Genomic DNA, 23271 nt, shown 5'->3' with positions numbered 1-23271 from the left:
CGGCGGGGCTCGTCGTCGGGTGCGGCGCCAGGCGCCGGGCGCGCGATCAGGCGCCGAAGGTGCGCTGCCACCAGCCGCGGCGCGGCGGCGAGGCCTCGCCCGCGTCGGCTTCCTGCGCCGCTGCGTCGGCCACCGGCCCGGCGGCATCGGCGTCGGTCCCGGTTGCGGCCTGCGCTGCCGGTTCGGCGACCCCTGCGGTGGTTTCAGCGGCGGGCGCGTCGGCCTGGGCCTCGACCTCGGCCGCGACCTCGGCCTTCTTGCGGCGGGTGCGCTTGGGCTTGGCCGGGGCGTCCTCGGCCGCGGCATCGGCTTCGACCGGCAAGGTCTCTACCGGCGCCGCCTCGGTGGGCGCCGCCTCGACGGGAGCGTCGGCATCGGCCTTCTTGCGGCGGGTGCGCTTGGGCTTGGCCGGCGCCTCCTCGGCAACCGGTTCCTCGCTCGCGGCCGGGGCCGGCTCGACCACCGCCTCGGCGCTCACCGCGGGGGCGTCGGCATCGGCCTTCTTGCGGCGGGTGCGCTTGGGCTTGGCCGGCGCTTCTGCGGCGACCGGCTCGGCTGCGGGCGCTTCGGCCGCAGCGGCGAGCGGCGCTTCGGCCACAACCGCGTCCCCGGCCTCGCCCCCGGTCCCGCCAGCGACGGCATCACCAGCGTCGGCTTCCCCGGCTTCCGCTTCGCCGGCTTCGACCTCGGTTTCGTTGCCCTCGGTGTCGCGACCGCCACGGCGGCGGCGGCTGCGGCGACGGCGGCGACGGCCTCCTCGATCTTCACCGGCCCGCTCATCACCGGCCCGATCTTCACCGGCCCGATCTTCACCGGCGCGCTCCTCGCCGTCGCCGGCGGCTTCACCGGCGCCTTCGCCGTCATGGTCGCCGTCGTCGCTCTCGATCGCGTCGCTGCCTTCGGCGCCTTCGTCCTCGCGGCGATCGCGACCGCGGCCGCGCCGGCGCTTGCGCCGCTTGCGGCGGCCGCCTTCGCCGTCGCCGTCCCGGCCGCCATCGCGCGCCTCGCGCTCGCGGCGCGGCTCGCGCGGCTCGTCCGCGGCCTCTTCCTCGGCGTCGTAATCGTCCTCGATCTCGTCGTCCTCGTCCTCGGCCAGTTCGACGATCGGCGCGAACTTGGGGACGAAGTCGGGCTTGGGCCCGCGCGAGGCGACGCGCATCTTGGCGCCCTCGTTCTCGCCTTCGGGGATCACCTCGACCGAGACGCCGTAGCGGTCCTCGATCTCGGCAAGGTCGCCGCGCTTGGCGTTGAGCACGTAGATCGCCGCTTCCTGCGAAGCGTAGAGCGTGACCACGTTGCCCTTGCCCTTGGCCGCTTCGTCCTCGATCAGGCGCAGCGCCGAAAGGCCGGCAGACGAAGCGGTGCGGACCAGGCCCGACCCGTCGCAGTGCGGGCAGGCGCGGGTGGTCGCTTCGAGCACGCCGGTGCGCAGGCGCTGGCGGCTCATCTCCATCAGGCCGAAGCCCGAGATGCGGCCGACCTGGATGCGCGCGCGGTCGTTCTTGAGCGCGTCCTTCATCGCCTTTTCGACCTTACGGATGTTCGATCCGTATTCCATGTCGATGAAGTCGATGACCACGAGGCCGGCCATGTCGCGCAGGCGCAGCTGGCGGGCGATCTCGCGCGCGGCTTCAAGGTTGGTGGCGACCGCCGTCTGCTCGATGCCGTGCTCCTTGGTGGACCTGCCTGAGTTGATGTCGATCGAGACCAGCGCCTCGGTCGGGTTGATCACCAGGTAGCCGCCGCTCTTGAGCTGCACCACCGGATCGTACATCGCGGTCAGCTGGTCCTCGGCGCCATAGCGCTGGAACAGCGGCACGGGGTCCGCATACTGCTTCACCCGCTTGGCGTGGCTCGGCATCAGCAGCTTCATGAAGTCCTTGGCGGCGCGGTAGCCGTGCTCGCCCTCGACCACCACTTCCTCGATCTCGCGATTGTAGATGTCGCGGATCGCGCGCTTCACCAGATCGCTGTCCGAATGGATCAGCGCCGGTGCGCTCGACTTCAGCGTGCGCTCGCGGATCTCGTCCCACAGCCGGGCGAGGTAGTCGAAGTCGCGCTTGATCTCCGGCTTGGTGCGCTGCAGCCCGGCGGTGCGGACGATGCAGCTCATCGAACGGGGCAGTTCCAGCTCGGCGATGATCGACTTCAGCCGCTTGCGGTCGGCGGCCGAATTGATCTTGCGGCTGATGCCGCCGCCGTGGCTGCTGTTGGGCATCAGCACGCAGTAGCGGCCGGCGAGGCTGAGGTAGGTGGTCAGCGCCGCGCCCTTGTTGCCGCGCTCTTCCTTGACGACCTGCACCAGCAGCACCTGCCGGCGCTGGATCACGTCCTGGATCTTGTAGCGGCGGCGCAGCGCCATGCGCTTGGCGCGCAGTTCGTCGGCTTCCTTGCCCTGGGCGCGGCCCTGGCGGCGGCCGCGACGCGGGCGACGCTGCCCGCCCTCTTCGGCGCCTTCGTCCGCAGCCTCGGCGCGCTCGTCGCCGCCGTCGTCGTTCTCGCCTTCGCCCTCGTCCTCGAAGCCGTGCTCGACGACGCCGCCCTCGATCGTCGCGACCTGGTCCTTCTCCGAGGTGTCGACCTCGGTCACGCCGCCGGCGTAATCGCCTTCGTCGCCGCCGAAGTCCTCGCCCTCGTAGTCGTCGTCCTCGGCGTCCTCGGCGGCGCGCAGCGCGGCCTCTTCCTCGGCGTGCGCGGCTTCTTCGGCGAGCAGCGCCTCGCGGTCTTCCTTGGGGATCTGGTAGTAGTCGGGGTGGATTTCGCTGAAGGCGAGGAAGCCGTGGCGATTGCCGCCGAAATCGACGAACGCCGCCTGCAGCGACGGCTCTACGCGCGTGACCTTGGCGAGGTAGATGTTGCCCTTGATCTGCTTGTGATCGGCAGATTCAAAGTCGAATTCTTCAATACGGTTGCCCTTGAGCACCGCCACCCGGGTTTCTTCCTGGTGGCGCGCATCGATCAGCATGCGCGTGGTCATTATGGTTTCTCCAGCCGCGCGGCCGCGGGGCGTGCCCCGGGAACTTGGCGCGGTTCGTTGTCATGGCGCGAAAGGCGCGCGCGCCGGCTTCGGGCCGGCGCTGTCGCTTCGCGAATGCGGTGGTGCCGGATGCGTGCGCGGACGAAGCGTCCATGCGCAAGCCGCCCGGCGGCGGCAGGTTCGTGTCTGCGGCGATGAAGATCGGCGAAATAGCGCGCGTGCCGGCTTGCGCCCGAGCGTCCGGCCCCGCGAGGGGACCTTTGCGCTGGACGTCAACTCGGCTCATCATCACGGCATCAACCTCTGGCGCGGGGAAGGGCGCAGATGCGCTTGAAGGGTCCCCCGCATGTCTTTTTCTCGCAAGACGAAGGCCGGCGGTGCCACCTGTTCGTTCCCCGTCGGCCCCTTGCGCTTTGCCAGCGCATTCCTGCGGTGCCGCAGGGCGAGCCTTGGGCCGGCCTGCTTGCGATACTTGGGGTGCTAGCACCGCAATTGCAAAGCGGCAATTAAATTGCATTGCGGATAGATGACGCTCGCTCCCCGGCCCCATTGCCTCCTCGCTCTGCCGGCGCTTCGCCGTTTGGCGTGGCGCAACAACGGGCTGGACCGGCTCGCGCCTCGCGGTGCATAGCGGCGCGCGGATGGACGGGCGCGCATTCTCGAGGCAGGCGGCACTCGCGCTGGGGCTGGCGCTGCCCCTGGCGGCGCTCGTCGTGACCGGCCTCGGCGTGTGGAAGGCGCGCGAGATCGCGCGCGCCCAGGCCTATGTCGTCCGCCTCGCGCTGCCGGCGGCGGGCGGCCGGCTCGACCTGCCGACGATCTACGGTCCGGCCGACGCCAGCCGCCCGCTGGTGGTGATCGACGCCGGCCACGGCGGGCACGATCCGGGGGCGAGCGGGGCAGGCGGCGCGCACGAAAAGGACGTGACGCTGCTGCTCGCGGGCGCGGTGCGCGACGCGCTGCTGCGCGAAGGCCGGCTGCGTGTCGCGCTGACCCGCGATGCCGACCGCTTCCTCGTGCTCGACGAACGCGCCGACCTTGCCCGGCGGCTCGGCGCCGACCTGTTCGTCTCGGTCCATGCCGACGCCGCCGACAACGACCAGGCCGGCGGCGCCACCGTCTACACCCTGTCCGACCGCGGCAGCGACGCGCTCGCCGACGCGCTCGCCCGGCGCGAGAACCGCGCCGACGGCGCCGCCGGCCGCGCCGGCGACGATGGCACGGTCGCCTCGATCCTGGTCGACCTGTCGCAGCGCGAGATGCGCAGCCGCAGCGTCGCCTTCGCCGATCTCGTCGTGCGCGAAGGGCAGGGGCGGATCGTCTTCCACGCCGATCCGCGGCGCGAGGCCGCCTTCGTCGTGCTCAAGTCGCTCGACCTGCCTTCGGCGCTGGTCGAGGCGGGCTACCTCAGCAATCCCGAAGACGCCGCGCGCATGGCCGATCCCGCCTGGCGCGCGCGCTTCGGCGAGACCGTCGCCCGCGCCGCCACCATCGCGCTGGCGCGCCAGGAGGCGGCGCGCTGACCCGCGCCTGCAGGCGCGATCCGTCACAGGTGCGTCAGCATCCACAGCGCCATCGCGATCATGCCGAGGTTCTCGACCAGGGAGACGAAGCCGAGCGGCACGTTCGACGACCCGCCGACACAGGCGCATTTCAGCGCGCGCCGGTCGATGTAGACCGCCTTGAACACCGAAACGGCCCCGACCGTGCCGATGAACAGCGCGATCGGCACCGACAGCCAGGGCAGCAGACCGGCGATCATCAGCACTCCCGCAATCGCCTCGGCAAAGGGATAGACGTAGCCGTAGCCCACCCAGTGCCGCGCCAGCAGGTCGTAGTTGAGGAACATCGTCGAAAACCGCTCGACGTCCTGAAGCTTGAGCAGCGCGAGCGTCGCCATGCTGATCCCGCCGAACCATTGCAGCGCCAGCGCGGTGAACGGCGAGCCGAACGCCGCTGCGCTCGCCGCCATCGCGATCAGCGCGGTCATCGCGAACAGGGCCGCGACCGGGCGATAGCTGGTCGCGCCCGGCTCGGGCACGCGCATCCCCAGGTGCCGGCGCAGGTCGTCGTATCCGCCGATGCGCCGGCCCTCGATGAACACCTGCGGCGTCGTCTGCACGCCGTGCTGCGCCTTGAACGCATCGGTCTGCTCGCGCGTGGTGAGGGGATGGTCCTCGACCGCGAAGCCCTTGCGCCGCAGGAGGTCGAGCGCCTTGAGGCCATACGGGCAGGTGTGGCTCGGCATGACCATGCGGTGCAGCACCGCGGCCGGACGGGCGGGGGCAGGTTGGGGCACGGGAACCTCGCTTCTCGTTGATTGCTTCGTGACCCGCCTTATCTGGGGTCCGTACCATGGTGCGGAGTCAAGAGCGGATGAAGCAGACGACCATCGCCGGGCTGGCGCGTGCGGGCGGGGTGGGGGTGGAGACGGTCCGCTACTACCAGCGGCGCGGGCTTCTTGCCGAACCTGCACGATCCGAACACGGCGGCTATCGCACGTACGATGCGGCGGACGCGCGGCGACTGCGCTTCATCCGCCAGGCGCAGTCGGCCGGCTTCACCCTCGAACAGATCCGCGAACTGCTCGATCTCGATTCGGTCGAGGATCGCGATCGCGCGCGCGCCCTGGCGCTCTCCCGGATCGCCGAACTCGACGTGCGGATCGCCGAGATGGAGTCGGCGCGCGACGCTCTGCGGCGGCTCGCCGCCGATTGCGGCAGCGGCGGCGACGGACCGTGCCCGATCCTTTCGGCCTTCGAGGTCGACCCGGTCGCGCTGGACTGACCGGCCTGGCGGCGGCCGTGCGGGGCGGGGGCTTGCGGAGCCCGGCACCGCCGCTCCGACCCCCCTTGCACGGCGGCTTGCTTTGCCCGGCTGGCGTTGGCGCGAAACGGCGTGCTAGAGGGCGGGGCGATGGCCGACCAATTGCCCGACACCGACGAACCCGGCGCGCAGCGCTTCCGCATCCGCCGTGGCGCCGGCCTGCTGCGTTCTGCCGGCCTCGCCCGCCTCGGCGATGCCTGGCGCTCGAGCAAGTGGCTGCGCCGCGCAGGCTATCTGCTCGCCGCGCTGGTGCTCGCCTATGCGCTGCTCTGGGTCACGGTGATCCGCACGCTGCCCTCGGCCGACAAGCTGCTCACCTACCAGCCGCCACTGCCCACGATGGTGCGCGGCAACGATGGCGAAATCGTCTCGAGCTATGCCCGCGAACGCCGCGTCCAGCTGCGCTTCGTCGATTTTCCCGAGCCGCTGATCAACGCCTTCCTCTCGGCCGAGGACAAGACCTTCTGGACCCACGGCGGCGTCGACGTGTTCGGCTTCGCCGGTGCGGTGGTCGACTATGTCACCAAGTACGGCTCGGGCCAGCGCGCGCGCGGCGGCTCGACCATCACCCAGCAGGTCGCCAAGAACATCCTCGTCGGCGACGAATACTCGGTCAGCCGCAAGCTCAAGGAAATCCTCCTCGCCCGCCGCATCGAAGGCGTGCTCGACAAGCAGCAGATCCTCGAGCTCTACCTCAACGAGATTCCCTTGGGCCGCCAGAGCTTCGGCGTCCAGGCCGCCGCGCGCGCCTACTTCGACAAGGACGTCGGCGACCTCAAGCTCAACGAGGCCGCCTTCCTCGCCATCCTGCCCAAGGCGCCCGAGCGCTACGGCCGCAAGAAGTACGAGGAACAGGCGCTCACCCGGCGCAACTGGGTGCTCGACCAGATGGTCAAGAACGGCTGGGCCAGCCCTGCGCAGGCCGCCGAGGCCAAGGCGCAGCCGCTGGGCCTCGTCCCGCGCCGCGCCGAGAACTACACCGCGGACGCCGGCTACTTCCTCGAGGAAGTGCGCCGCCAGCTGATCGACAAGTTCGGCGAGAACGCCGACAACGGCCCCAATTCGGTCTATGCCGGCGGCCTGTGGGTGCGCACCTCGCTCGACACCGAGCTGCAGAGCGCCGCGCAGAAGGCGCTGCGCACCGGCCTGCTGCGCTATTCCGCTGGGCGCGCCTGGCACGGCCCGATCGCGCATATCGACGCGGGCGAGCGCTGGCAGACCGAGCTGATCACCAGCAACCTCTCGATCAACTACCAGGACTGGCGCGTCGGCGTGGTGCTCGCGCGCTCGGGCGGCTCGGGCACGATCGGCTTTGCCGACGGCAGGACCGCGCCGCTCTACGGCCTGCCCGATGCGCTGCGCGTCGGCGACGTCATCGCCGCGGCGCCCTCGGGCGGCGGCTGGGTGGTGCGCACGGTGCCCGAAGTCTCGGGCGGCATGGTCGTCGAGGACCCGCAGAGCGGGCGCGTGCTCGCCATGCAGGGCGGGTTCGACGCGCGCCTCGGCGCGTTCAACCGCGCGACGCAGGCCCAGCGCCAGCCGGGCTCGACGATCAAGCCCTTCGTCTATGCGACCGCGCTCGACAACGGCATGACCCCGGCCTCGCCGGTGCTCGACGGCACCTTCTGCGTCTACCAGGGCGCCGCGCTCGGGCAGAAGTGCTTCCGCAACTTCGACATGCGCGGGGCAGGGGGCACCCACACCATGCGCTGGGGCCTCGAACAGTCGCGCAACCTGATGACCGTGCGCATCGCCAATGATACCGGCATGGACAAGGTCGTGCGCACCATCAAGAACGTGGGCATCGGCGATTACCAGCCGTTCCTGTCGATGGCGCTGGGCGCGGGCGACACCACCGTCGCGCGCATGGTCAACGCCTATGCCGCGCTCGCCAACCACGGCCGCCAGCACGAGCAGACGCTCGTCGACTACGTGCAGGACCGCAACGGCAAGGTCGTGTGGAAGGCCGACAACCGCGAATGTTCGGGCTGCAACATGGCGCGCTGGGACGGGCGGCCGATGCCGCGGTTCAAGCCGCTGGGCAAGCAGGTGATGGACCCGCGCACCGCCTACCAGGTCGTCCACATGCTCGAAGGCGTGGTCGTGCGCGGCACCGCCGAAGTGCTCGCCGACCTGAAGCTGCCGCTGTTCGGCAAGACCGGCACCACCTCGGGCCCGACCAACGTCTGGTTCTGCGGCGGCTCGAGCGACATCATCGCCGGCATCTACATGGGCTACGATTCCCCGCGCAGCCTCGGCGGCTATGCGCAGGGCGGCCGCATCGCCGCGCCGATCTTCAAGGACTTCGTGCAGGGCACGCGCAAGCGCTGGTCCGACACGCCGTTCACCGTCCCAGCCGGCATCCGCATGGTCAAGATCGACCGCGTCTCGGGCAAGCGCGTCTTCGCCGGCGTGCCGCAGGACGACGTGCGCAAGGCGAGCGTGATCTGGGAGGCGTTCAAGCCCGATACCGAACCGCGCCGCACCGTCCGCGCCGAGGAGCTGACCGCCAAGGAAGCGGTGATCGAGGCGATCAAGCGCGCCCGCGCCGCGCGCGGCCTGCCCGTGCCCGACGACGCCGCCCCGGCCGAGGAAGGCGACTTCCTCGAAGAGCAGGGCGGGATCTACTGATCCTCGCCCGTGCGGGCGGGTTTGAGTCCGCGCAGGGCTGTGGTAGGCCTTGTGCCCATGATCCGCACGCTCCTCCCCGCCGCCGCCGCGCTCGCGCTGCTCGCTCCCGCCTCGGCCAGGGCCGAACTGGCGCAAGGCGCGCTCGCCCCCGACTTCACCGCGCAGGGCGCGCTCAAGGGCAAGCCCTTCGCCTTCAACCTGCACAAGGCGCTGAAGAAGGGGCCGGTCGTGCTCTACTTCTACCCCAAGGCCTTCACCCAAGGGTGCACGCTCGAAGCGCATGCCTTCGCCGAAGCCAGCGCCGATTTCGCCAAGGCCGGCGCGCAGGTCGTCGGCATGTCGAACGATGATCTGCCCACGCTGCAGAAGTTCTCGACCGAGGCCTGCCGCGACAAGTTCGCCGTCGCCGCCGCCACGGCGCCGGTGATCGCCGCCTACGATGTCGCCCTCAAGCAGGGCGGCGCGTCGACCGGCCTGACCACCCGCACCAGCTACGTCATCGACCGCAAGGGCCGGATCGTGCTGGTCCACTCCGACATGAACTACCGCGACCACGTCAAGCTGACCCTCGCCGCCGTCCAAAAGCTTAAGGCCGCCCGTTAATCACTTGATCCTCCCCGTTTTCGCGAAGCGCAAACGGGGAGGTGGCAGCCCGCAGGGCTGACGGAGGGGCCGGCTTCCCCTCCACCCCGCGCTTCGCGCGCGGTCCCCCTCCCCATTTGCACTGCGTGAAAACGGGGAGGATCGTGCAGGACGAAGGTCGGCAGCCCGCAGGGCTGGCGGAGCGGCCGGCCCCCCCGCATCCCATGCTTCTGGCGCAGTCCCTTCCGGATTGCGGGGCATGAGCCGGGAAGGACAAGTTCTCCGCCCTTCTTTCGTCACCCCGGACTTGATCCGGGGTCCCGCTTTCTTCTGATCCGGCTGGGTAGCCCGCAAAGAAGCGGGACCCCGGGTCAGGCCCGGGGTGACGAAAGAAGATGCGGCACTGGCAGCGTCCCGTGCGCCTGGCTCTGTGCCCACCCCCCTTTACATGGCGCGCCGCTCCGCTAAGCGCCGTCCTTTCGAATTTTCGAGCCGGAGTGCAACGACATGCGTGCCGAAGGGCAGGCCCACATCGACCGCATCAACGCCGCATTGGCGCTGGTGCGCAAGTTCCTCGACTGGGACCGCGCCGTGCGCCGTCTCGACGAGCTGAACGCGCGCGTCGAGGATCCCAAGCTGTGGGACGATCCGAAGAAGGCCGAGGAAGTGATGCGCGAGCGTCGCCGCCTCGAAGCCGCGATCGGCGCGGTCAACCAGATCAGCCAGGAAATGGCCGACGCGATCGAGTTCGTCGAACTGGGCGAGATGGAAGGCGATGACGACACCATCGCCGAGGGCCTGGCGACGCTCGCCGCGCTCGCCACCCGCGCCGACAACGACAAGATCCAGGCGTTGCTGGCGGGCGAGGCCGATGCCAACAACGCCTTCCTCGAAGTCCACGCCGGCGCCGGTGGCACCGAAAGCCAGGACTGGGCCGAAATGCTCCAGCGCATGTACACGCGCTGGGCCGAACGCCACGGCTACAAGGTCGAGTTGCTCGACTACCACGCGGGCGAAGCGGCCGGGATCAAGAGCGCTACGCTGCTGATCAAGGGCGAGAACGCCTACGGCTACGCCAAGACCGAAAGCGGCGTGCACCGCCTCGTGCGGATCAGCCCCTACGACAGCTCGGCGCGGCGCCACACCTCGTTCAGCTCGGTCTGGGTCTATCCCGAAATCGACGACAACATCGAGATCGAGATCAACCCCGCCGACCTGAAGATCGACACCTACCGCGCGAGCGGCGCCGGCGGCCAGCACGTCAACACCACCGATTCGGCGGTGCGCATCACCCACGTGCCCTCGGGGATCATCGTGGCGAGCCAGATCGACCGTTCGCAGCACAAGAACCGCGCCACCGCGATGGGCATGCTCAAGGCGCGGCTCTACGAAGCCGAACTCGCCAAGCGCGAAGCGGCGGCCAGCGGCGAATATCAGGCCAAGACCGACATCGGCTGGGGCCACCAGATCCGCTCCTACGTGCTCCAGCCCTACCAGCAGGTGAAGGACCTGCGCACCGGCGTCGTCTCGACCAACCCCGGCGAAGTGCTCGACGGCGCGCTCGATCCGTTCATGGCCGCCGCGCTGTCGCAGAAGGTCACCGGCGAAAAGGTCGACGTCTCCGACGACGACTGACGCTTTGGGGCAGTGGGCTGAAATCCCCCTCCTCAACTCCCCCCTCCCCGGTGGGGAGGGGATGGGGGTGGGGGTTCCACGCCTCGCGCCCTTGCTGCCGACCGTGCCGAAATGTGGCGAGTTTTTGGCAAAGGGCATCGCATCCTCTTTCGTTCGGGCGCGTTTGCTCCTAAGCGGCTGGCAATCGGGCAGGCCGCTGGCTGGCGGCTGCGATGGGTCCTTTCGCGCCGGACCGGGCGCGCCGGGACAGGGTTGAAAGAGGGCTATGTCTGTTTTCAAGGGTTTGAGTCCGATCCTCTATGGCGGCCGTGAAGTCTGGCCGCTGGTCGAAGGCGGCAAGGGTGTCGCCGCGACCAATCACATGAGCTCGGGCGCCTGGGCCGCGGCGGGCGGCATCGGCACGGTCAGCGCCGTCAATGCCGACAGCTACGACGCCGAAGGCAAGATCATTCCCCAGGTCTATGCCCAGCTCACCCGGAAGGAACGCCACGAACAGCTGATCCGCTACGCCATCGACGGCGCGGTCGAACAGGTGAAGCGCGCCTACGACATCGCCTCGGGCAAGGGCGCGATCAACATCAACGTGCTGTGGGAAATGGGCGGGGCGCAGGCCGTGCTCGAAGGCGTGCTGGAAAAGACCCGCGGCCTCGTCACCGGCGTCACCTGCGGCGCAGGGATGCCCTACAAGCTGTCGGAAATCGCCGAGCGCTTCAACGTCCACTACCTGCCGATCGTCTCGTCGGGCCGCGCCTTCCGCGCGCTGTGGAAGCGCGCCTATCACAAGGTCTCGCACCTGCTTGCCGCGGTGGTCTACGAAGACCCGTGGCTCGCGGGCGGCCACAACGGCCTGTCGAACGCCGAAGACCCGAAGAAGCCCGAAGATCCCTATCCCCGCGTCAAGGCGCTGCGCGACGTGATGCGCGCCGAAGGCGTGTCCGACGACGTGCCGATCGTGATGGCGGGCGGCGTGTGGTTCCTGCGCGAATGGAACGACTGGATCGACAATCCCGAGCTTGGCAAGATCGCCTTCCAGTTCGGCACGCGGCCCTTGCTGACCGAGGAAAGCCCGATCCCGCAGGCGTGGAAGGACCACCTGCGCACGCTGGAGCCGGGCGACGTCCTGCTCCACCGCTTCTCGCCGACGGGCTTCTATTCCTCGGCGGTGCGCAACCCCTTCCTGCGCAGCCTCGAAGCACGCTCGGAACGCCAGATCCCTTATTCCAAGGTCAGCGCGGGCGAACACACCGTTCAGCTCGACGTGGGGGTCAAGGGCAAGAACTTCTGGGTCACGCCCGCCGACCTCGGTCGCGCGCGCGAATGGCACGGCGCGGGCTTTACCGACGCGCTGCGCACGCCCGACGACACCATCGTCTTCGTGACGCCTGCCGAGCGCGAGGAAATCCGCAAGGATCAGGCCGATTGCATGGGCTGCCTGTCGCACTGCGGCTTTTCCTCGTGGAAGGACCACGATGATTACACCACCGGCCGCCTCGCCGATCCGCGCAGCTTCTGCATCCAGAAGACCTTGCAGGACATCGCCCACGGTGGCCCCATCGACGAAAACCTGATGTTCGCGGGCCACGCCGCCTACCGCTTCAAGCAGGATCCGTTCTATTCCAACGGCTTCACCCCCACGGTGAAGCAACTGGTCGATCGCATCCTCACCGGCGACTGAGCGCGCCGGCGCCGGCCTCTTCGCTTCGCGGGCAGAGGGTCGGCGCAGGGACCGGGGCCGGGCAGGGCCGGGAGACGGCTGCGGACTGTCGAAACAGGCCCGTCAGAGGGGCGCTTCGGGCGCCTGCCCTGTGTATTGCATATGCAAGTTGCGGGGGCCTTGCTCGGGCGCGCTGTCCTACAGGCGCAGGCGGCGTTATATTGGCCCCGATGAAGCCGGCAAAACGCTCCCTTTTCCGCAGCTTGGCGCAAGTCTCCGGCGCCGCCGCACGGGGGCCGGGTTTTTTGGTCCAGGACTGTGTAAACCCCGTCAACCTTGCGGGGGGTTCTGGTGGTCGGCGCCAGCGCCCGACTCAGTCGAATTCCCAGGCGCGCTCGCCGTGCGCGGTGATGTCGAGGCCCTCGCGTTCCTCGTCCTCGGTGACGCGCATCGGGATCACCATCGAGACCATCAGCGCGGCGATCACCGTGGCGACCGCGCTCCACAGCGCGACCACGCCGACCCCGGTGAGCTGCGCGACGAGCTGGCGGCTCATCCACATGCCCTCGGCATAGCCGGTGCCGCCGAGCTTGGGCGAAAGGAAGATCGCGAGCAGGATCGAGCCGGTGATCCCGCCCATCCCGTGGACCGCGAAGACGTCGAGCGAATCGTCGATCTCGAGCCTGAACTTGACCAGCAGGATCATCGGGTAGCACACCGCCACCGCGGCAAGGCCGAGCACGATCGCCGCGCCGGGCGCGATGAACCCGGCGGCCGGGGTCACCGTGGCGAGGCCGGCGACCGCGCCGGTGGCGAAGCCGATCGAGGTCGGCTTGCCCACCGCGATCCGCTCGAGCAGGATCCAGGCGAGCGCGGCGGTGCAGGCGGCGAGGTGGGTGTTGATGATCGCGGCCGCCGCATCGTCGTTGGCGGCGAGCGCCGAGCCGCCGTTGAAGCCGAACCAGCCGACCCACAGCAGCGCCGCGCCGGCCATCGTCAGGGCGGGGGAATGCGGCAGCATCAGCGTCCTGGGAAAGCCGCTGCGCTTGCCCAGCAGCAGCGCGACGACCAGCGCCGAGACGCCCGCGGTGGTGTGCACGACGATGCCGCCGGCGAAGTCGAGCGTGCCCACCCGCGTCGCCAACCAGCCGCCGCCCCAGATCCAGTGCGCGACCGGCGCGTAGACGATCACGCTCCACAGCGCGGTGAAGCCGACGACCCAGCCGAAGCGGGCGCGATCGACCCAGGCGCCGACCATCAGCGCAGGCGTGATCAGCGCGAAGGCCATCTGGAACAGCGCGAAGGCGCTCTCCGGCACGTCGGTCGCATCGCGCACGTTGCCGAGGTCGAGCAGCATCCACGCATTGCCGCTGCCGAGCCAGCCGCTGGTCACGTCGCCGAAGGCCAGCGTGTAGCCGCACACCACCCACAGGATCGAGGCGACGGCGGCGATCGCGCCGGTCTGCACCGCGACCGCGAGGAAGCCCTTGGCGCGGACGAGGCCGCCGTAGAACAGGGTGAGGCCGGGCGCCGCCATCATCAGCACGAGCGCGGCCGAGACGAGGATCCAGGCGGTGTCGCCGCTGTCGGCGACGTCGATGTCGCTGGTCAGCCCGGCGCTCTGCGCGTGGGCGAGCAGCGGGAACGCGACCATCGCGGCAGCCAGCGCCGCCCCCAGAACCTTGCGCATCGTGTTCCCGTTCTCCCTCTCGCCCGGCAGCAGGCGCTGCAGGCGGCCGACCCTCTCGCCGCGCCGTCTAGGCAACGATCTGGCGCGCCGCAAGTATTACGCGAACGATTGTTGTGTGTGAACGGGACAGGGCGCAGCGCCGGGCCTGCCCAACCGTCCATCCGGCCCGCCCTTTCAGGCCCAGCCTTCGAGCACCTGGTCGGGCGGGCGGTGGCCGTCGGCCCAGAAGCGGATGTTGGCGATGACCTTCTCGCCCGATGCGATCCGCCCCTCGAAGGTCGCGCTGCCCATGTGCGGCAGGATCGCGACGTTGTCGTGCGAGAGCAGGCGCGGATCGACCGAGGGTTCGTGCTCGAACACGTCGAGCCCGGCGCCGCCGATGCGCCCTTCGACGAGCGCGGCGATCAGCGCCTCCTCCTCGATCAGCTGCCCGCGCGCGGTGTTGACGATGGTCGCGTGCGGCTTCATCAGCGCGATCCGCCGCGCATCGATCAGGTGGTGCGTCTCGGGGCTCGCCGGGCAGTGCAGGCTGAGCACGTCGGCGCCGGCGACCAGCGCGTCGAGATCGGGCTCGAAGCGTGCCGCCAGCATGTTCTCGAGCGCCTCGGGCAGGCGGTGGCGGTTGTGATAGACGACCGACAGGCCGAAGGCGCGGGCGCGGTGCGCGACCGCCTGGCCGATCCGGCCCATGCCGACGATGCCGAGCACCTTGCCGCCGAGGCGATGGCCGAGCAGCGTCGACGGCGCCCAGCCCTCCCACTTGCCCGCGCGCAGCGTGCGGCCGCCGTGGTTGAGCCGGCGCATGACCGAGACGATCAGCGCCACGGTCATGTCGGCGGTATCGTCGGTGAACACGCCCGGCGTGTTGGTCACGGGAATGCGGCGGGCGCGCGCGGCGGCAAGGTCGATGTGCTCGGTGCCCGCGCCGAAATTGGCGATCAGGCCGAGCTGCGGCCCGGCGGCGGCGATCAGTTCGGCATCGATCGTGTCGGTGACGGTGGGCACCAGCACGTGCGCGCGCTGCAGCGCCTCGGCCAGCGCGGCGCGGTCCATCGCCTTGTCTTCTTCATTGAGCGTCACGTCGAACAGCTCGGCCATGCGCGCCTCGGTCTCGGGCAGCAGGCGGCGGGTGACGACGACGCGGGGCTTTCCTTCCACGCGGCGGGCGGGGCGGTACTCGGCGGAGGCGGCGGGCTGGCTCATCGTGCCCATCGCTAGGCCGCTTGGCGCGCGACGGTCAAGCGGGGAAGGGCAGGCGGGGAAGGGCAGGCGGGGAAGGGCAGGCGCCATGCCGTGGTCGCGCACCCCATGCCGAGAGGCATTGTCTTGGCCGGTCAGCGGTGTATCGGATCGAATCGCATGCAAGTCCACCCGACTCCCGTCCGGCGCAAGGCGCTGCTGCCGCTCGCTCTCGGCCTTTCGCTGTCGCTGTCGTCGTTTGCCAGCGCACCGGCGCGCGCAGACGACGACGCCGGCGTGCCCTACTGGGTTTCGCTGCGCAAGCAGCCGGCCAACCTGCGCGTCGGCCCGGGCCGCGAATACCGGATCAGCTGGGTCTACGTGCGCCAGGGCCTGCCGATGAAGGTGCTGCGGGTGATGGGCGGCTGGCGTCTGGTCGAGGACCCCGGCGGCGCGCGCGGCTGGATGCTGGCGCAGTTCCTCACGCGCCAGCGGACCGGGATGGTCAAGGGCAAGCCTGGCGCCGAACCTGCCGCGATCCGCGAGAACAAGGACGGTTCGGGCAAGCTGCTGTGGCGCGCCGCGCCCGGCGTGGTCGCCAAGCTCGATGATTGCGACAACGGCTGGTGCAAGGCCGACATCGACGGCCGCAAGGGCTACGTCGAGGCCGACAAGGTCTGGGGCGCGGGCACGCCCTGACCTGCAAAGGAGGGGCGAGGCAGCCCTTCGACACACTCAGGGCAAGCGGTTGGGGGAACGGGCCGGCAGCCGCGCTTGCGAGCAGGTGCCGGCCGGCCGGATCAGACCAGCTCGATCGCGATCGCGGTGGCTTCGCCGCCGCCGATGCACAGGCTGGCGACGCCCTTCTTGAGGCCCTTGTGCTTCAAGGCGCCGATCAGCGTGGTGACGATGCGCGCGCCCGAGGCGCCGAGCGGGTGGCCGAGCGCGGTGGCGCCGCCGTGGACGTTGATCTTGTCGTGCGGGATGCCGAGGTCGTGCATCGCGAACATCGCGACGCAGGCGAAGGCTTCGTTGACTTCGAACAGGTCGACGTCGCCGACCGACCAGCCCGCCTTGTCGAGAACCTTCTGGATCGCGCCGACCGGGGCGGTGGTGAACTTCGCAGGCTCCTGCGCGTGGGCGGCGATCGAGACGACCTTCGCCACCGGCGCGAGGCCCTTTTCCCTGGCCAGGCTCTCGCGAGTCAGCACCAGCGCGGCGGCGCCGTCGGAGATCGACGACGACGAGGCGGCGGTGATCGTGCCGTCCTTGCCGAAGGCGGGCTTCAGCGTGGGGATCTTGTCCGGGCGACCCTTGCCGGGCTGCTCGTCGGTATCGACGACGACTTCGCCGCTGCGGGTCTTGATCGTGACGGGCACGACTTCGCTGGCAAAGCCGCCGCCGGCGATCGCGGCCTGCGCGCGCGACAGCGACTCGATGGCGTAGCTGTCCTGGACTTCGCGGGTCAGCTGGTATTCGTCGGCGGTCGCTTGCGCGAAGGTGCCCATCGCGCCGCCCTGGTAGGCGTCCTCGAGCCCGTCGAGGAACATGTGGTCGTAGGCGGTGTCGTGGCCGATGCGCGCGCCCGAGCGGTGCTTCTTGAGCAGGTAGGGGGCGTTGGTCATCGATTCCATGCCGCCGGCCACGATCAGATCGGCGCTGCCCGCGGCGAGCGCTTCGGCGGCCATCATCACCGTCATCATGCCCGAGCCGCAGACCTTGTTGACGGTGGTGGCCTCGACCGACTTGGGCAGGCCGGCCTTGATCGCGGCCTGGCGCGCGGGCGCCTGGCCGAGGCCGGCGGGCAGCACGCAGCCCATGTAGATGCGCTCGATGTCCTCGCCCGCGACGCCGGCGCGCTCCACCGCGGCCTTGACCGCCGTCGCGCCGAGATCGGTGGCGGCGACATCGGCGAGCACGCCCTGCATCCCGCCCATCGGGGTGCGCGCATAGGACAGGATCACGACGGGATCGGCAGCAGAGAACTGGGCCATGGCACGGGTTCCTTGGTGTGCTAGGACGACGGCCGGGCGGCCGTTCGCCGCCGATCTAATGGTGCAGCGCACCAATTGCAATTGAGGGGCGACGACAGTCGGTCGGCTGTCGCGCGGGACGGAAGGGAACGCGACCGGTGTACGAGGGGAGCGCGCTGCCGCTTGCACTGCTGGCGAGCGCCGGCGGGCTCGGCGCGATCGTCGGCAGCTTCCTCGGCGCGACGCTCGAGCGCCTGCCCGCGGGTCGCTCGGTCGTCAGCGGGCGCTCGGCCTGCGATAGCTGCGGCAAGGCGCTGGGCGTGACCGAGCTGGTCCCGCTGGTCTCGTGGCTCGCGCAGCGCGGCCGGTGCCGCGCCTGCGATGCGCCGATCGGCTGGTGGCAGTTCGCCGCCGAGCTGGGCGCGGCGCTGGTCGGCGTGGGCGCGGTGGTGCTGGCCAGCCCCGGCGCGGTGCTCGCCGCGATGGTGTTCGGCTGGCAACTGCTGCTGCTCGCGCTGCTCGATGCGCGGCACTTGTGGCTGCCGCGCGTGCTGACCGGGCTGCTCGCGGCGACCGGGCTCGCGCTTGCCGCCGCGCGCAGCTTCGCAGCCTCCGACCCGCTGCCGCTGGCGATGGCGCTGCTGGGCGGCGCGCTCGGCTTCGGGCTGCTCTGGCTGGTCGCGCAGGGCTATCGCCGGACGCGGGGGCGCGAGGGGATGGGCGGGGGCGACCCGCCGCTGCTTGGGGCGATCGGGCTGTGGCTCGGGCCGCAGGGGGTGATCCACACGATCCTCGGCGGCAGTCTCGTTGGCCTTGTCGCGGTCCTTGCGCTTTTGCTGGCCGGGCGTAAACTATCTGGCGATAGCGTGCTGCCGCTCGGAACCTGCCTTGCCCTTGCGGCCTGGCCGCTGTTCCTGTGGGGCGGCGGGGTGTGACGCGATAACCAAGGGGGGAGCGAGACTATGGACGTGATGGGAAAGGATGCGATGCTGGGGGTTCTCGAGCGCCAGCGCGCGGCGTTTACCGCCGCCCGGCCCGAGCCGCTCTCGGTCCGCAACGACCGGCTCGAGCGCTGCTTCACGCTGATGAAGGAGCACGGCGAGGCCTTTGCCCGCGCGATGAGCGCCGACTTCGGCCACCGCAGCCACGAACAGTCGATGATGACCGACATCATGCCTTCGGTCAGCCTGCTGCGCTATTGCCAGAAGAACCTGAAGAAGTGGGCGAAGGCAGAGAAGCGCCACGTCAACTTCCCGCTGAACCTGCTCGGCGCGAAGGCCGAGGTGCGCTACGAGCCCAAGGGCGTGATCGGCGTGGTCGCGCCGTGGAACTTCCCGGTGCAGCTGACGATGGGGCCGCTGATCCAGGCATTTGCCGCGGGCAACCGGGCGATGATCAAGCCGTCCGAATTCACCGAACGCACCTCGGACCTTATGGCCGAGCTGTTCCCCCGGTACTTCGCCGAGGAGGAACTGGCGGTGGTGCTCGGCGGGGCGGACGTGGCGCAGGCGTTCTGCTCGCTGCCGTTCGACCACCTGCTGTTCACCGGCGCGACCGCGATCGGCCGCCACGTGCTCCACGCAGCTGCGGACAACCTCGTCCCGGTGACGCTCGAACTCGGCGGCAAGAGCCCGACGATCCTGTCGCGCAGCGCCGACGTCAAGCGCGCGGCGGAACGCATTGCGCTCGGCAAGATGCTCAACGCCGGGCAGATATGCCTCGCGCCCGACTACATGATGGTGCCCGAGGAATTGGAGGGGCGCGCGATCGACGCGGTGCGCGAGGGCGTCAGCGCGATGTATCCCTCGCTGCTCGCCAACGACGACTATACCTCGGTGGTCAACGCGCGGCACCGCCAGCGGCTGCAGGGCCTGATCGACGACGCGGTGGACAAGGGCGCCGAGGCGGTCGTGGTCAACCCGGCGGGCGAGGCGTTCGACACCACCAACGGCAACAAGATGCCGCTGACCATCCTGCGCGGCGTCAACGACGACATGAAGGTTATGCAGGAGGAGATCTTCGGCCCGGTGCTGCCGGTGAAGACCTACCGCGCGATCGACGAGGCGATCGACTACGTCAATGCGCACGACCGGCCGCTCGGGCTCTACTACTTCGGCGAGGACGAGGCCGAGCGCGAGCGGGTGCTGACGAAGACGATCTCGGGCGGGGTCACCGTCAACGACGTGATCTTCCACATCTCGGCCGACGACCTGCCGTTCGGCGGGGTGGGGCCTTCGGGCATGGGCAGCTATCACGGGCCGGAGGGCTTCAAGACCTTCAGTCATGCCCGCTCGGTCTATCGCCAGCCCAAGGTGGACCTTGCCAAGATGGCGGGGTTCAAGCCGCCCTATGGCGCGGCGACGCAGCGCACGCTCAAGATGCAGCTGAAGTAGCGCCGATCCGGAACGTGTCCGGCGGCCGTTGCCCCCGCGGGCAGCGGCCGCTTTCATGTGCACCAATGGTTAAAAGGGCAGGGGTTTGAGCGCATATTGCGGCGCACCCCACTTGCGCGTGAGGCACGGCAGGACTAGGGCGCGGTCCAAACAAATGCCCTGAACACCAGCAACGCGAGTCAGGCCCTTGGTCGATCAAACCGCCCTTCTGGCAGAATACCTTCCGATCCTGATCTTCCTCGGGATCGCACTCGCGCTTTCGACGGCCTTCGTGTTCCTGCCGATGGGCGTCGCCCGGTTGACCGGCACGCACAACCCGAACGCCGAGAAGCTCTCGGAATACGAGTGCGGCTTCCCCGCCTTCGAGGACCCGCGCAGCCAGTTCGACGTGCGCTTCTACCTCGTCGCGATCCTGTTCATCATCTTCGACCTCGAAGCGGCGTTCCTGTTTCCCTGGGCGGTGAGCCTCAAGGAAACCGGCTGGGCGGGCTGGACGACGATGATGGTGTTCCTGGGCGAACTGGTGATCGGATACATCTACGCCTGGAAGAAGGGCGCGCTGGACTGGGAATGAGCAACATGGCCACCACCTCTTCCTCGCTGATCACCGCTCCGCAGGGCGCCGTGACCGCTCCCGACCAGGCGTTCTTCGACAGCCTCAACGCCGAGGTTTCGGACAAGGGCTTCCTCGTCACCTCGACCGAGGAGCTGTTCCAGTGGGCGCGCACCGGCTCGCTGTGGTGGATGACCTTCGGGCTTGCCTGCTGCGCGGTCGAGATGATCCACGTGAACATGCCGCGCTACGACATGGAGCGCTTCGGCGTCGCCCCGCGCGCCTCCCCGCGCCAGTCGGACGTGATGATCGTGGCCGGCACGCTGTGCAACAAGATGGCGCCGGCACTGCGCAAGGTCTACGACCAGATGTCGGACCCCAAGTACGTGATCTCGATGGGCAGCTGCGCCAATGGCGGCGGCTATTATCACTACAGCTACTCGGTGGTGCGCGGCTGCGACCGCATCGTGCCCGTGGACATCTACGTCCCCGGCTGCCCGCCGACCGCCGAGGCGCTGCTCTATGGCGTGATGCAGCTGCAGCGGAAGATCCGCCGCGCCGGCACGCTGGAACGCTGAGGGAGCGCAGGACATGGCCGTTCTTCACTCCGCCCCGCGTTATGCCTCGTTCGACGGCGTGCTCGACGAGCTGACCGGTTCGCTGGGCGACATGGTCGTCGCAGCCCGCGAGGAATATGGCGAGATCGTCATCACCGTCGTGCGCGAGCGCGTGGAAGATGCGCTGCGCAAGCTTCGCGACGAGCACCAGTTCCAGCAGCTGATGGACATTGCCGGGGCCGACTACCCGAACCGCCTCGAGCGTTTCGACGTGGTCTATTGCCTGCTGTCGGTGACGCGCAACCTGCGCCTGATCGTCAAGACGACGACCGACGAGGCGACGCCGGTGCCGACCGTGACCACGCTGTGGCCCAACGCCGGCTGGTACGAGCGCGAGGCCTACGACATGTACGGCGTGCTGTTCGCCGGCAACACCGACCTGCGCCGCATCCTCACCGACTACGGTTTCGAAGGGCACCCCTTCCGCAAGGACTTCCCGCTGACCGGCTATGTCGAGCTGCGCTATTCCGAGGAAGACAAGCGCGTGGTCTACGAGCCGGTCGAGCTTGCGCAGGACCTGCGCCAGTTCGATTTCATGAGCCCGTGGGAAGGCGCGGACTACGTGCTGCCGGGCGATGAGAAGGCCGTGCCGCCGCCGCCCGCGCCTGCGCCGGTCGCGACCGCTCCCGTCACCGGTGGCGCGCCCAAGACCGAGACGCCCAAGACCACCGAAAAGCCCTCGGACACCGGCGCTGGCGAGAAGGCCAATGCTGCCGCGACCGAGAAGGTTTCGGAGGCCAAGACCACCGGCGGCACCGTTGCCGGGCAGGGCCAGGGCGAACCGGTCGCCAAGGACGGCGGCGAAGCGCCGCAAGCGCCCGCGCCGACCGAGAGCCGCCCGGACCGTGACGCCAAGGATGGAGGCGAGGCATGAGCTTCTCGCTCGAACAGTCGCCCACCACCGGCGACGAGGTCATCACCAATTACACGATCAACTTCGGGCCCCAGCACCCGGCGGCGCACGGCGTGCTGCGCATGGTGATGGAGCTTGACGGCGAGATCATCGAGCGCATCGATCCGCACGTCGGCCTGCTGCATCGCGGCACCGAGAAGCTGATCGAGAACAAGACCTACCTCCAGGCGCTCCCATATTTCGACCGGCTCGACTACTGCTCGCCGCTGTGCATGGAGCACAGCTACGTGCTGGCGATCGAGAAGCTGCTGAACCTCGAAGTCCCGCTGCGCGCGCAGTACCTGCGCGTGCTGTTCGCCGAGCTGACCCGCATCTGCAACCACATGCTCAACATGGGGAGCCACGTGATGGACGTCGGCGCGATGACGCCGAACCTGTGGCTGTTCGAAATCCGCGAGGACTGCCTCAACTTCTTCGAGCGCGCGAGCGGCGCGCGCATGCACTCGGCCTGGTTCCGCCCCGGCGGCGTGCACCAGGACGTGCCGGAAAAGCTGCTGGTCGACTTGGGCGAGTGGATCGACACGCGCCTGTTCCCGCTGTTCGAAGACGCGATGAGCCTTGTGGTCGACAACCGCATCTTCAAGCAGCGCAACGTCGACATCGCGATCGTGAGCAAGGAAGACGCGCTGGCCTGGGGCTTTTCGGGCCCGATGATCCGCGCTGCCGGCATCCCGTGGGACCTGCGCAAGAGCCAGCCCTACGACGTCTATGACCGGATGGAGTTCGAAATTCCCGTCGGCACCAATTCGGACTGCTACGACCGGTTCATGGTGCGCGTGGAAGAAGTGCGCCAGTCGGCCCGGATCATGAAGCAGTGCCTGGCGCAGATGCCGCAAGGGCCCATCGCCAGCACCGACCGCAAGGTGGTGCCGCCCAAGCGCGCCGAGATGAAGCAGTCGATGGAATCGCTGATCCATCACTTCAAGCTCTACACCGAAGGCTTCCACGTTCCGGCCGGCGAAGTCTATGTCGCCACCGAAAGCCCCAAGGGCGAGTTCGGCGTCTATCTGGTCAGCGACGGCAGCAACAAGCCGTACCGCTGCAAGATCCGCCCGACCGCGTTCAGCCACCTGCAGGCGATGGACTTCATGTCCAAGGGCCACATGCTGCCCGACGCGACCGCCATCCTCGGCGCGATCGACGTGGTGTTCGGGGAGTGCGACCGTTGAGCAACCTCGACACCGCCAAGGCGATGCTGGCCGCGTACAACGCGCAGGACGTCGACACCTACGTCTCGTACATGACCGACGACGCTTGCGAGGCGAACTATCGCGGCGATGTTGTGCGTGAGGGCAAGGAAGGCACGCGGTCCGGCCTTGCCGTTGCGTTCGCGCGCTGGCCGCAGAACCAGGCCGAGATCAGGGAAGCGCAGGCCATCGGCAACTATGTGCTGATGCGCGAGCATGTGACGCGCGGCCCCGCCACCGATGGGTCGGCGCTGGTCGAACCATTCGACGTGATCGCGGTCTATTCTTTCGAGGGCGACAAGTGCTCTCGCGTGGAGTTCATCCGGTGATGGTTCGCACCAACATCCTCCCCCGGCGGGGGAGGTGCCGCAGCGAAGCGGAGGCGGAGGGGTATTTGCTCGCCGCCGACGTAGCGTATGCCGTTACCCCTCCGTCAGCCCTGCGGGCTGCCACCTCCCCTT

General features: G+C 69.3%; 19 protein-coding genes. 14 read left to right on the top strand and 5 right to left on the bottom strand.

The window, feature by feature from the left end; genetic code table 11:
- Positions 1–46: 46 nt before the first annotated feature.
- Entirely contained in the window at positions 47–2977 is a 2931-nt protein-coding gene (locus K3A85_RS14765; protein WP_225207268.1) for an Rne/Rng family ribonuclease, read from the bottom strand.
- Positions 2978–3618: 641 nt separating this feature from the next.
- On the opposite strand from K3A85_RS14765, the gene K3A85_RS14760 reads away from it, so the two are divergent.
- Entirely contained in the window at positions 3619–4500 is an 882-nt protein-coding gene (locus tag K3A85_RS14760) for an N-acetylmuramoyl-L-alanine amidase family protein (protein ID WP_225207267.1), read from the top strand.
- Between the two features lie 23 nt (positions 4501–4523).
- Here K3A85_RS14760 and K3A85_RS14755 read toward each other — a convergent pair whose 3' ends face one another.
- On the bottom strand, positions 4524–5231 hold the full coding sequence (locus K3A85_RS14755; RefSeq protein WP_225207374.1) for a glutaredoxin family protein: 708 nt from the start codon (positions 5229–5231) through the stop codon (positions 4524–4526).
- Between the two features lie 122 nt (positions 5232–5353).
- Between K3A85_RS14755 and K3A85_RS14750 the strand changes: the two genes are divergently transcribed.
- The 5 genes from K3A85_RS14750 (at position 5354) to K3A85_RS14730 (ending at position 12326) form a co-directional block, all read left to right on the top strand.
- The gene (locus tag K3A85_RS14750; RefSeq protein ID WP_225207266.1) at positions 5354–5764 is read left to right on the top strand and encodes a MerR family transcriptional regulator; all 411 of its coding nucleotides are present in this window, start codon (positions 5354–5356) and stop codon (positions 5762–5764) included.
- 129 nt (positions 5765–5893) lie between these two features.
- A complete protein-coding gene (locus K3A85_RS14745; RefSeq protein WP_225207265.1) occupies positions 5894–8434 on the top strand; it encodes a penicillin-binding protein 1A in 2541 nt (846 codons plus the stop codon).
- 57 nt (positions 8435–8491) lie between these two features.
- Entirely contained in the window at positions 8492–9037 is a 546-nt protein-coding gene (locus tag K3A85_RS14740) for a peroxiredoxin (RefSeq protein WP_225207264.1), read from the top strand.
- A 486-nt stretch (positions 9038–9523) separates the two neighbouring features.
- Entirely contained in the window at positions 9524–10651 is a 1128-nt protein-coding gene (prfB, locus tag K3A85_RS14735; protein WP_225207263.1) for a peptide chain release factor 2, read from the top strand.
- Between the two features lie 265 nt (positions 10652–10916).
- Positions 10917–12326, top strand: coding sequence for an NAD(P)H-dependent flavin oxidoreductase (locus K3A85_RS14730; protein WP_225207262.1), 1410 nt, complete (start codon positions 10917–10919; stop codon positions 12324–12326).
- A gap of 352 nt (positions 12327–12678) precedes the next feature.
- On the opposite strand, the gene K3A85_RS14725 is transcribed toward K3A85_RS14730, so the two are convergent.
- Positions 12679–13995 (bottom strand): ammonium transporter, encoded by a 1317-nt coding sequence (locus tag K3A85_RS14725; protein ID WP_225207261.1) that lies wholly within the window; start codon positions 13993–13995, stop codon positions 12679–12681.
- Between the two features lie 174 nt (positions 13996–14169).
- Entirely contained in the window at positions 14170–15198 is a 1029-nt protein-coding gene (locus K3A85_RS14720; protein ID WP_225207260.1) for a 2-hydroxyacid dehydrogenase, read from the bottom strand.
- 156 nt (positions 15199–15354) lie between these two features.
- Between K3A85_RS14720 and K3A85_RS14715 the strand changes: the two genes are divergently transcribed.
- The gene (locus K3A85_RS14715) at positions 15355–15873 is read left to right on the top strand and encodes an SH3 domain-containing protein (RefSeq protein ID WP_225207259.1); all 519 of its coding nucleotides are present in this window, start codon (positions 15355–15357) and stop codon (positions 15871–15873) included.
- Between the two features lie 101 nt (positions 15874–15974).
- Here the strand turns inward: K3A85_RS14715 and K3A85_RS14710 are convergent, their stop codons facing one another.
- Positions 15975–17168 carry an acetyl-CoA C-acyltransferase gene (locus K3A85_RS14710; protein ID WP_225207258.1) on the bottom strand — a complete coding sequence of 398 codons (1194 nt, stop codon included), beginning with the start codon at positions 17166–17168 and terminating at the stop codon, positions 15975–15977.
- A gap of 137 nt (positions 17169–17305) precedes the next feature.
- Between K3A85_RS14710 and K3A85_RS14705 the strand changes: the two genes are divergently transcribed.
- The 7 genes from K3A85_RS14705 to K3A85_RS14675 all read left to right on the top strand — a co-directional run bounded on the left by K3A85_RS14705 (position 17306) and on the right by K3A85_RS14675 (position 23139).
- Positions 17306–18082 (top strand): prepilin peptidase, encoded by a 777-nt coding sequence (locus tag K3A85_RS14705; RefSeq protein ID WP_225207257.1) that lies wholly within the window; start codon positions 17306–17308, stop codon positions 18080–18082.
- Between the two features lie 27 nt (positions 18083–18109).
- Complete coding sequence (locus tag K3A85_RS14700) at positions 18110–19540, top strand: coniferyl aldehyde dehydrogenase (RefSeq protein ID WP_225207256.1); 1431 nt, start codon at positions 18110–18112, stop codon at positions 19538–19540.
- A gap of 187 nt (positions 19541–19727) precedes the next feature.
- Positions 19728–20114, top strand: a complete 387-nt coding sequence (locus K3A85_RS14695) for an NADH-quinone oxidoreductase subunit A (protein ID WP_225207255.1) — start codon at positions 19728–19730, stop codon at positions 20112–20114.
- Complete coding sequence (locus tag K3A85_RS14690; RefSeq protein ID WP_225207254.1) at positions 20111–20671, top strand: NuoB/complex I 20 kDa subunit family protein; 561 nt, start codon at positions 20111–20113, stop codon at positions 20669–20671. Before K3A85_RS14695 ends, K3A85_RS14690 begins: the two co-directional genes overlap by 4 nt.
- A 13-nt stretch (positions 20672–20684) precedes the next feature.
- Positions 20685–21584 (top strand): NADH-quinone oxidoreductase subunit C, encoded by a 900-nt coding sequence (locus K3A85_RS14685; protein ID WP_225207253.1) that lies wholly within the window; start codon positions 20685–20687, stop codon positions 21582–21584.
- Positions 21581–22792: an NADH-quinone oxidoreductase subunit D gene (locus K3A85_RS14680; protein ID WP_225207252.1), complete on the top strand. Its 1212-nt coding sequence runs from the start codon at positions 21581–21583 to the stop codon at positions 22790–22792. Before K3A85_RS14685 ends, K3A85_RS14680 begins: the two co-directional genes overlap by 4 nt.
- Entirely contained in the window at positions 22789–23139 is a 351-nt protein-coding gene (locus K3A85_RS14675) for a nuclear transport factor 2 family protein (RefSeq protein WP_225207251.1), read from the top strand. The genes K3A85_RS14680 and K3A85_RS14675 overlap by 4 nt, the downstream gene beginning before the upstream one ends.
- The last annotated feature ends 132 nt before the right edge of the window (positions 23140–23271 follow it).

Origin of the sequence: Novosphingobium huizhouense, from assembly GCF_020179475.1 — a bacterium.
In the GTDB taxonomy this organism is placed as follows: domain Bacteria; phylum Pseudomonadota; class Alphaproteobacteria; order Sphingomonadales; family Sphingomonadaceae; genus Novosphingobium; species Novosphingobium huizhouense.
The sequence above is the reverse complement of the archived record's forward strand: the minus strand, read 5'-3'. Positions and strand labels throughout refer to the sequence as shown.

Excerpts from the sequence above, each read along its gene's own strand:
- K3A85_RS14765 (WP_225207268.1), bottom strand. The coding sequence starts at position 2,977 with ATGACCACGCGCATGCTGATCGATGCGCGCCACCAGGAAGAAACCCGG.
- K3A85_RS14760 (WP_225207267.1), top strand. The coding sequence starts at position 3,619 with ATGGACGGGCGCGCATTCTCGAGGCAGGCGGCACTCGCGCTGGGGCTG.
- K3A85_RS14755 (WP_225207374.1), bottom strand. The coding sequence starts at position 5,231 with ATGGTCATGCCGAGCCACACCTGCCCGTATGGCCTCAAGGCGCTCGAC.
- K3A85_RS14750 (WP_225207266.1), top strand. The coding sequence starts at position 5,354 with ATGAAGCAGACGACCATCGCCGGGCTGGCGCGTGCGGGCGGGGTGGGG.
- K3A85_RS14745 (WP_225207265.1), top strand. The coding sequence starts at position 5,894 with ATGGCCGACCAATTGCCCGACACCGACGAACCCGGCGCGCAGCGCTTC.
- K3A85_RS14740 (WP_225207264.1), top strand. The coding sequence starts at position 8,492 with ATGATCCGCACGCTCCTCCCCGCCGCCGCCGCGCTCGCGCTGCTCGCT.
- prfB (WP_225207263.1), top strand. The coding sequence starts at position 9,524 with ATGCGTGCCGAAGGGCAGGCCCACATCGACCGCATCAACGCCGCATTG.
- K3A85_RS14730 (WP_225207262.1), top strand. The coding sequence starts at position 10,917 with ATGTCTGTTTTCAAGGGTTTGAGTCCGATCCTCTATGGCGGCCGTGAA.
- K3A85_RS14725 (WP_225207261.1), bottom strand. The coding sequence starts at position 13,995 with ATGCGCAAGGTTCTGGGGGCGGCGCTGGCTGCCGCGATGGTCGCGTTC.
- K3A85_RS14720 (WP_225207260.1), bottom strand. The coding sequence starts at position 15,198 with ATGAGCCAGCCCGCCGCCTCCGCCGAGTACCGCCCCGCCCGCCGCGTG.
- K3A85_RS14715 (WP_225207259.1), top strand. The coding sequence starts at position 15,355 with ATGCAAGTCCACCCGACTCCCGTCCGGCGCAAGGCGCTGCTGCCGCTC.
- K3A85_RS14710 (WP_225207258.1), bottom strand. The coding sequence starts at position 17,168 with ATGGCCCAGTTCTCTGCTGCCGATCCCGTCGTGATCCTGTCCTATGCG.
- K3A85_RS14700 (WP_225207256.1), top strand. The coding sequence starts at position 18,110 with ATGGACGTGATGGGAAAGGATGCGATGCTGGGGGTTCTCGAGCGCCAG.
- K3A85_RS14690 (WP_225207254.1), top strand. The coding sequence starts at position 20,111 with ATGAGCAACATGGCCACCACCTCTTCCTCGCTGATCACCGCTCCGCAG.
- K3A85_RS14685 (WP_225207253.1), top strand. The coding sequence starts at position 20,685 with ATGGCCGTTCTTCACTCCGCCCCGCGTTATGCCTCGTTCGACGGCGTG.
- K3A85_RS14680 (WP_225207252.1), top strand. The coding sequence starts at position 21,581 with ATGAGCTTCTCGCTCGAACAGTCGCCCACCACCGGCGACGAGGTCATC.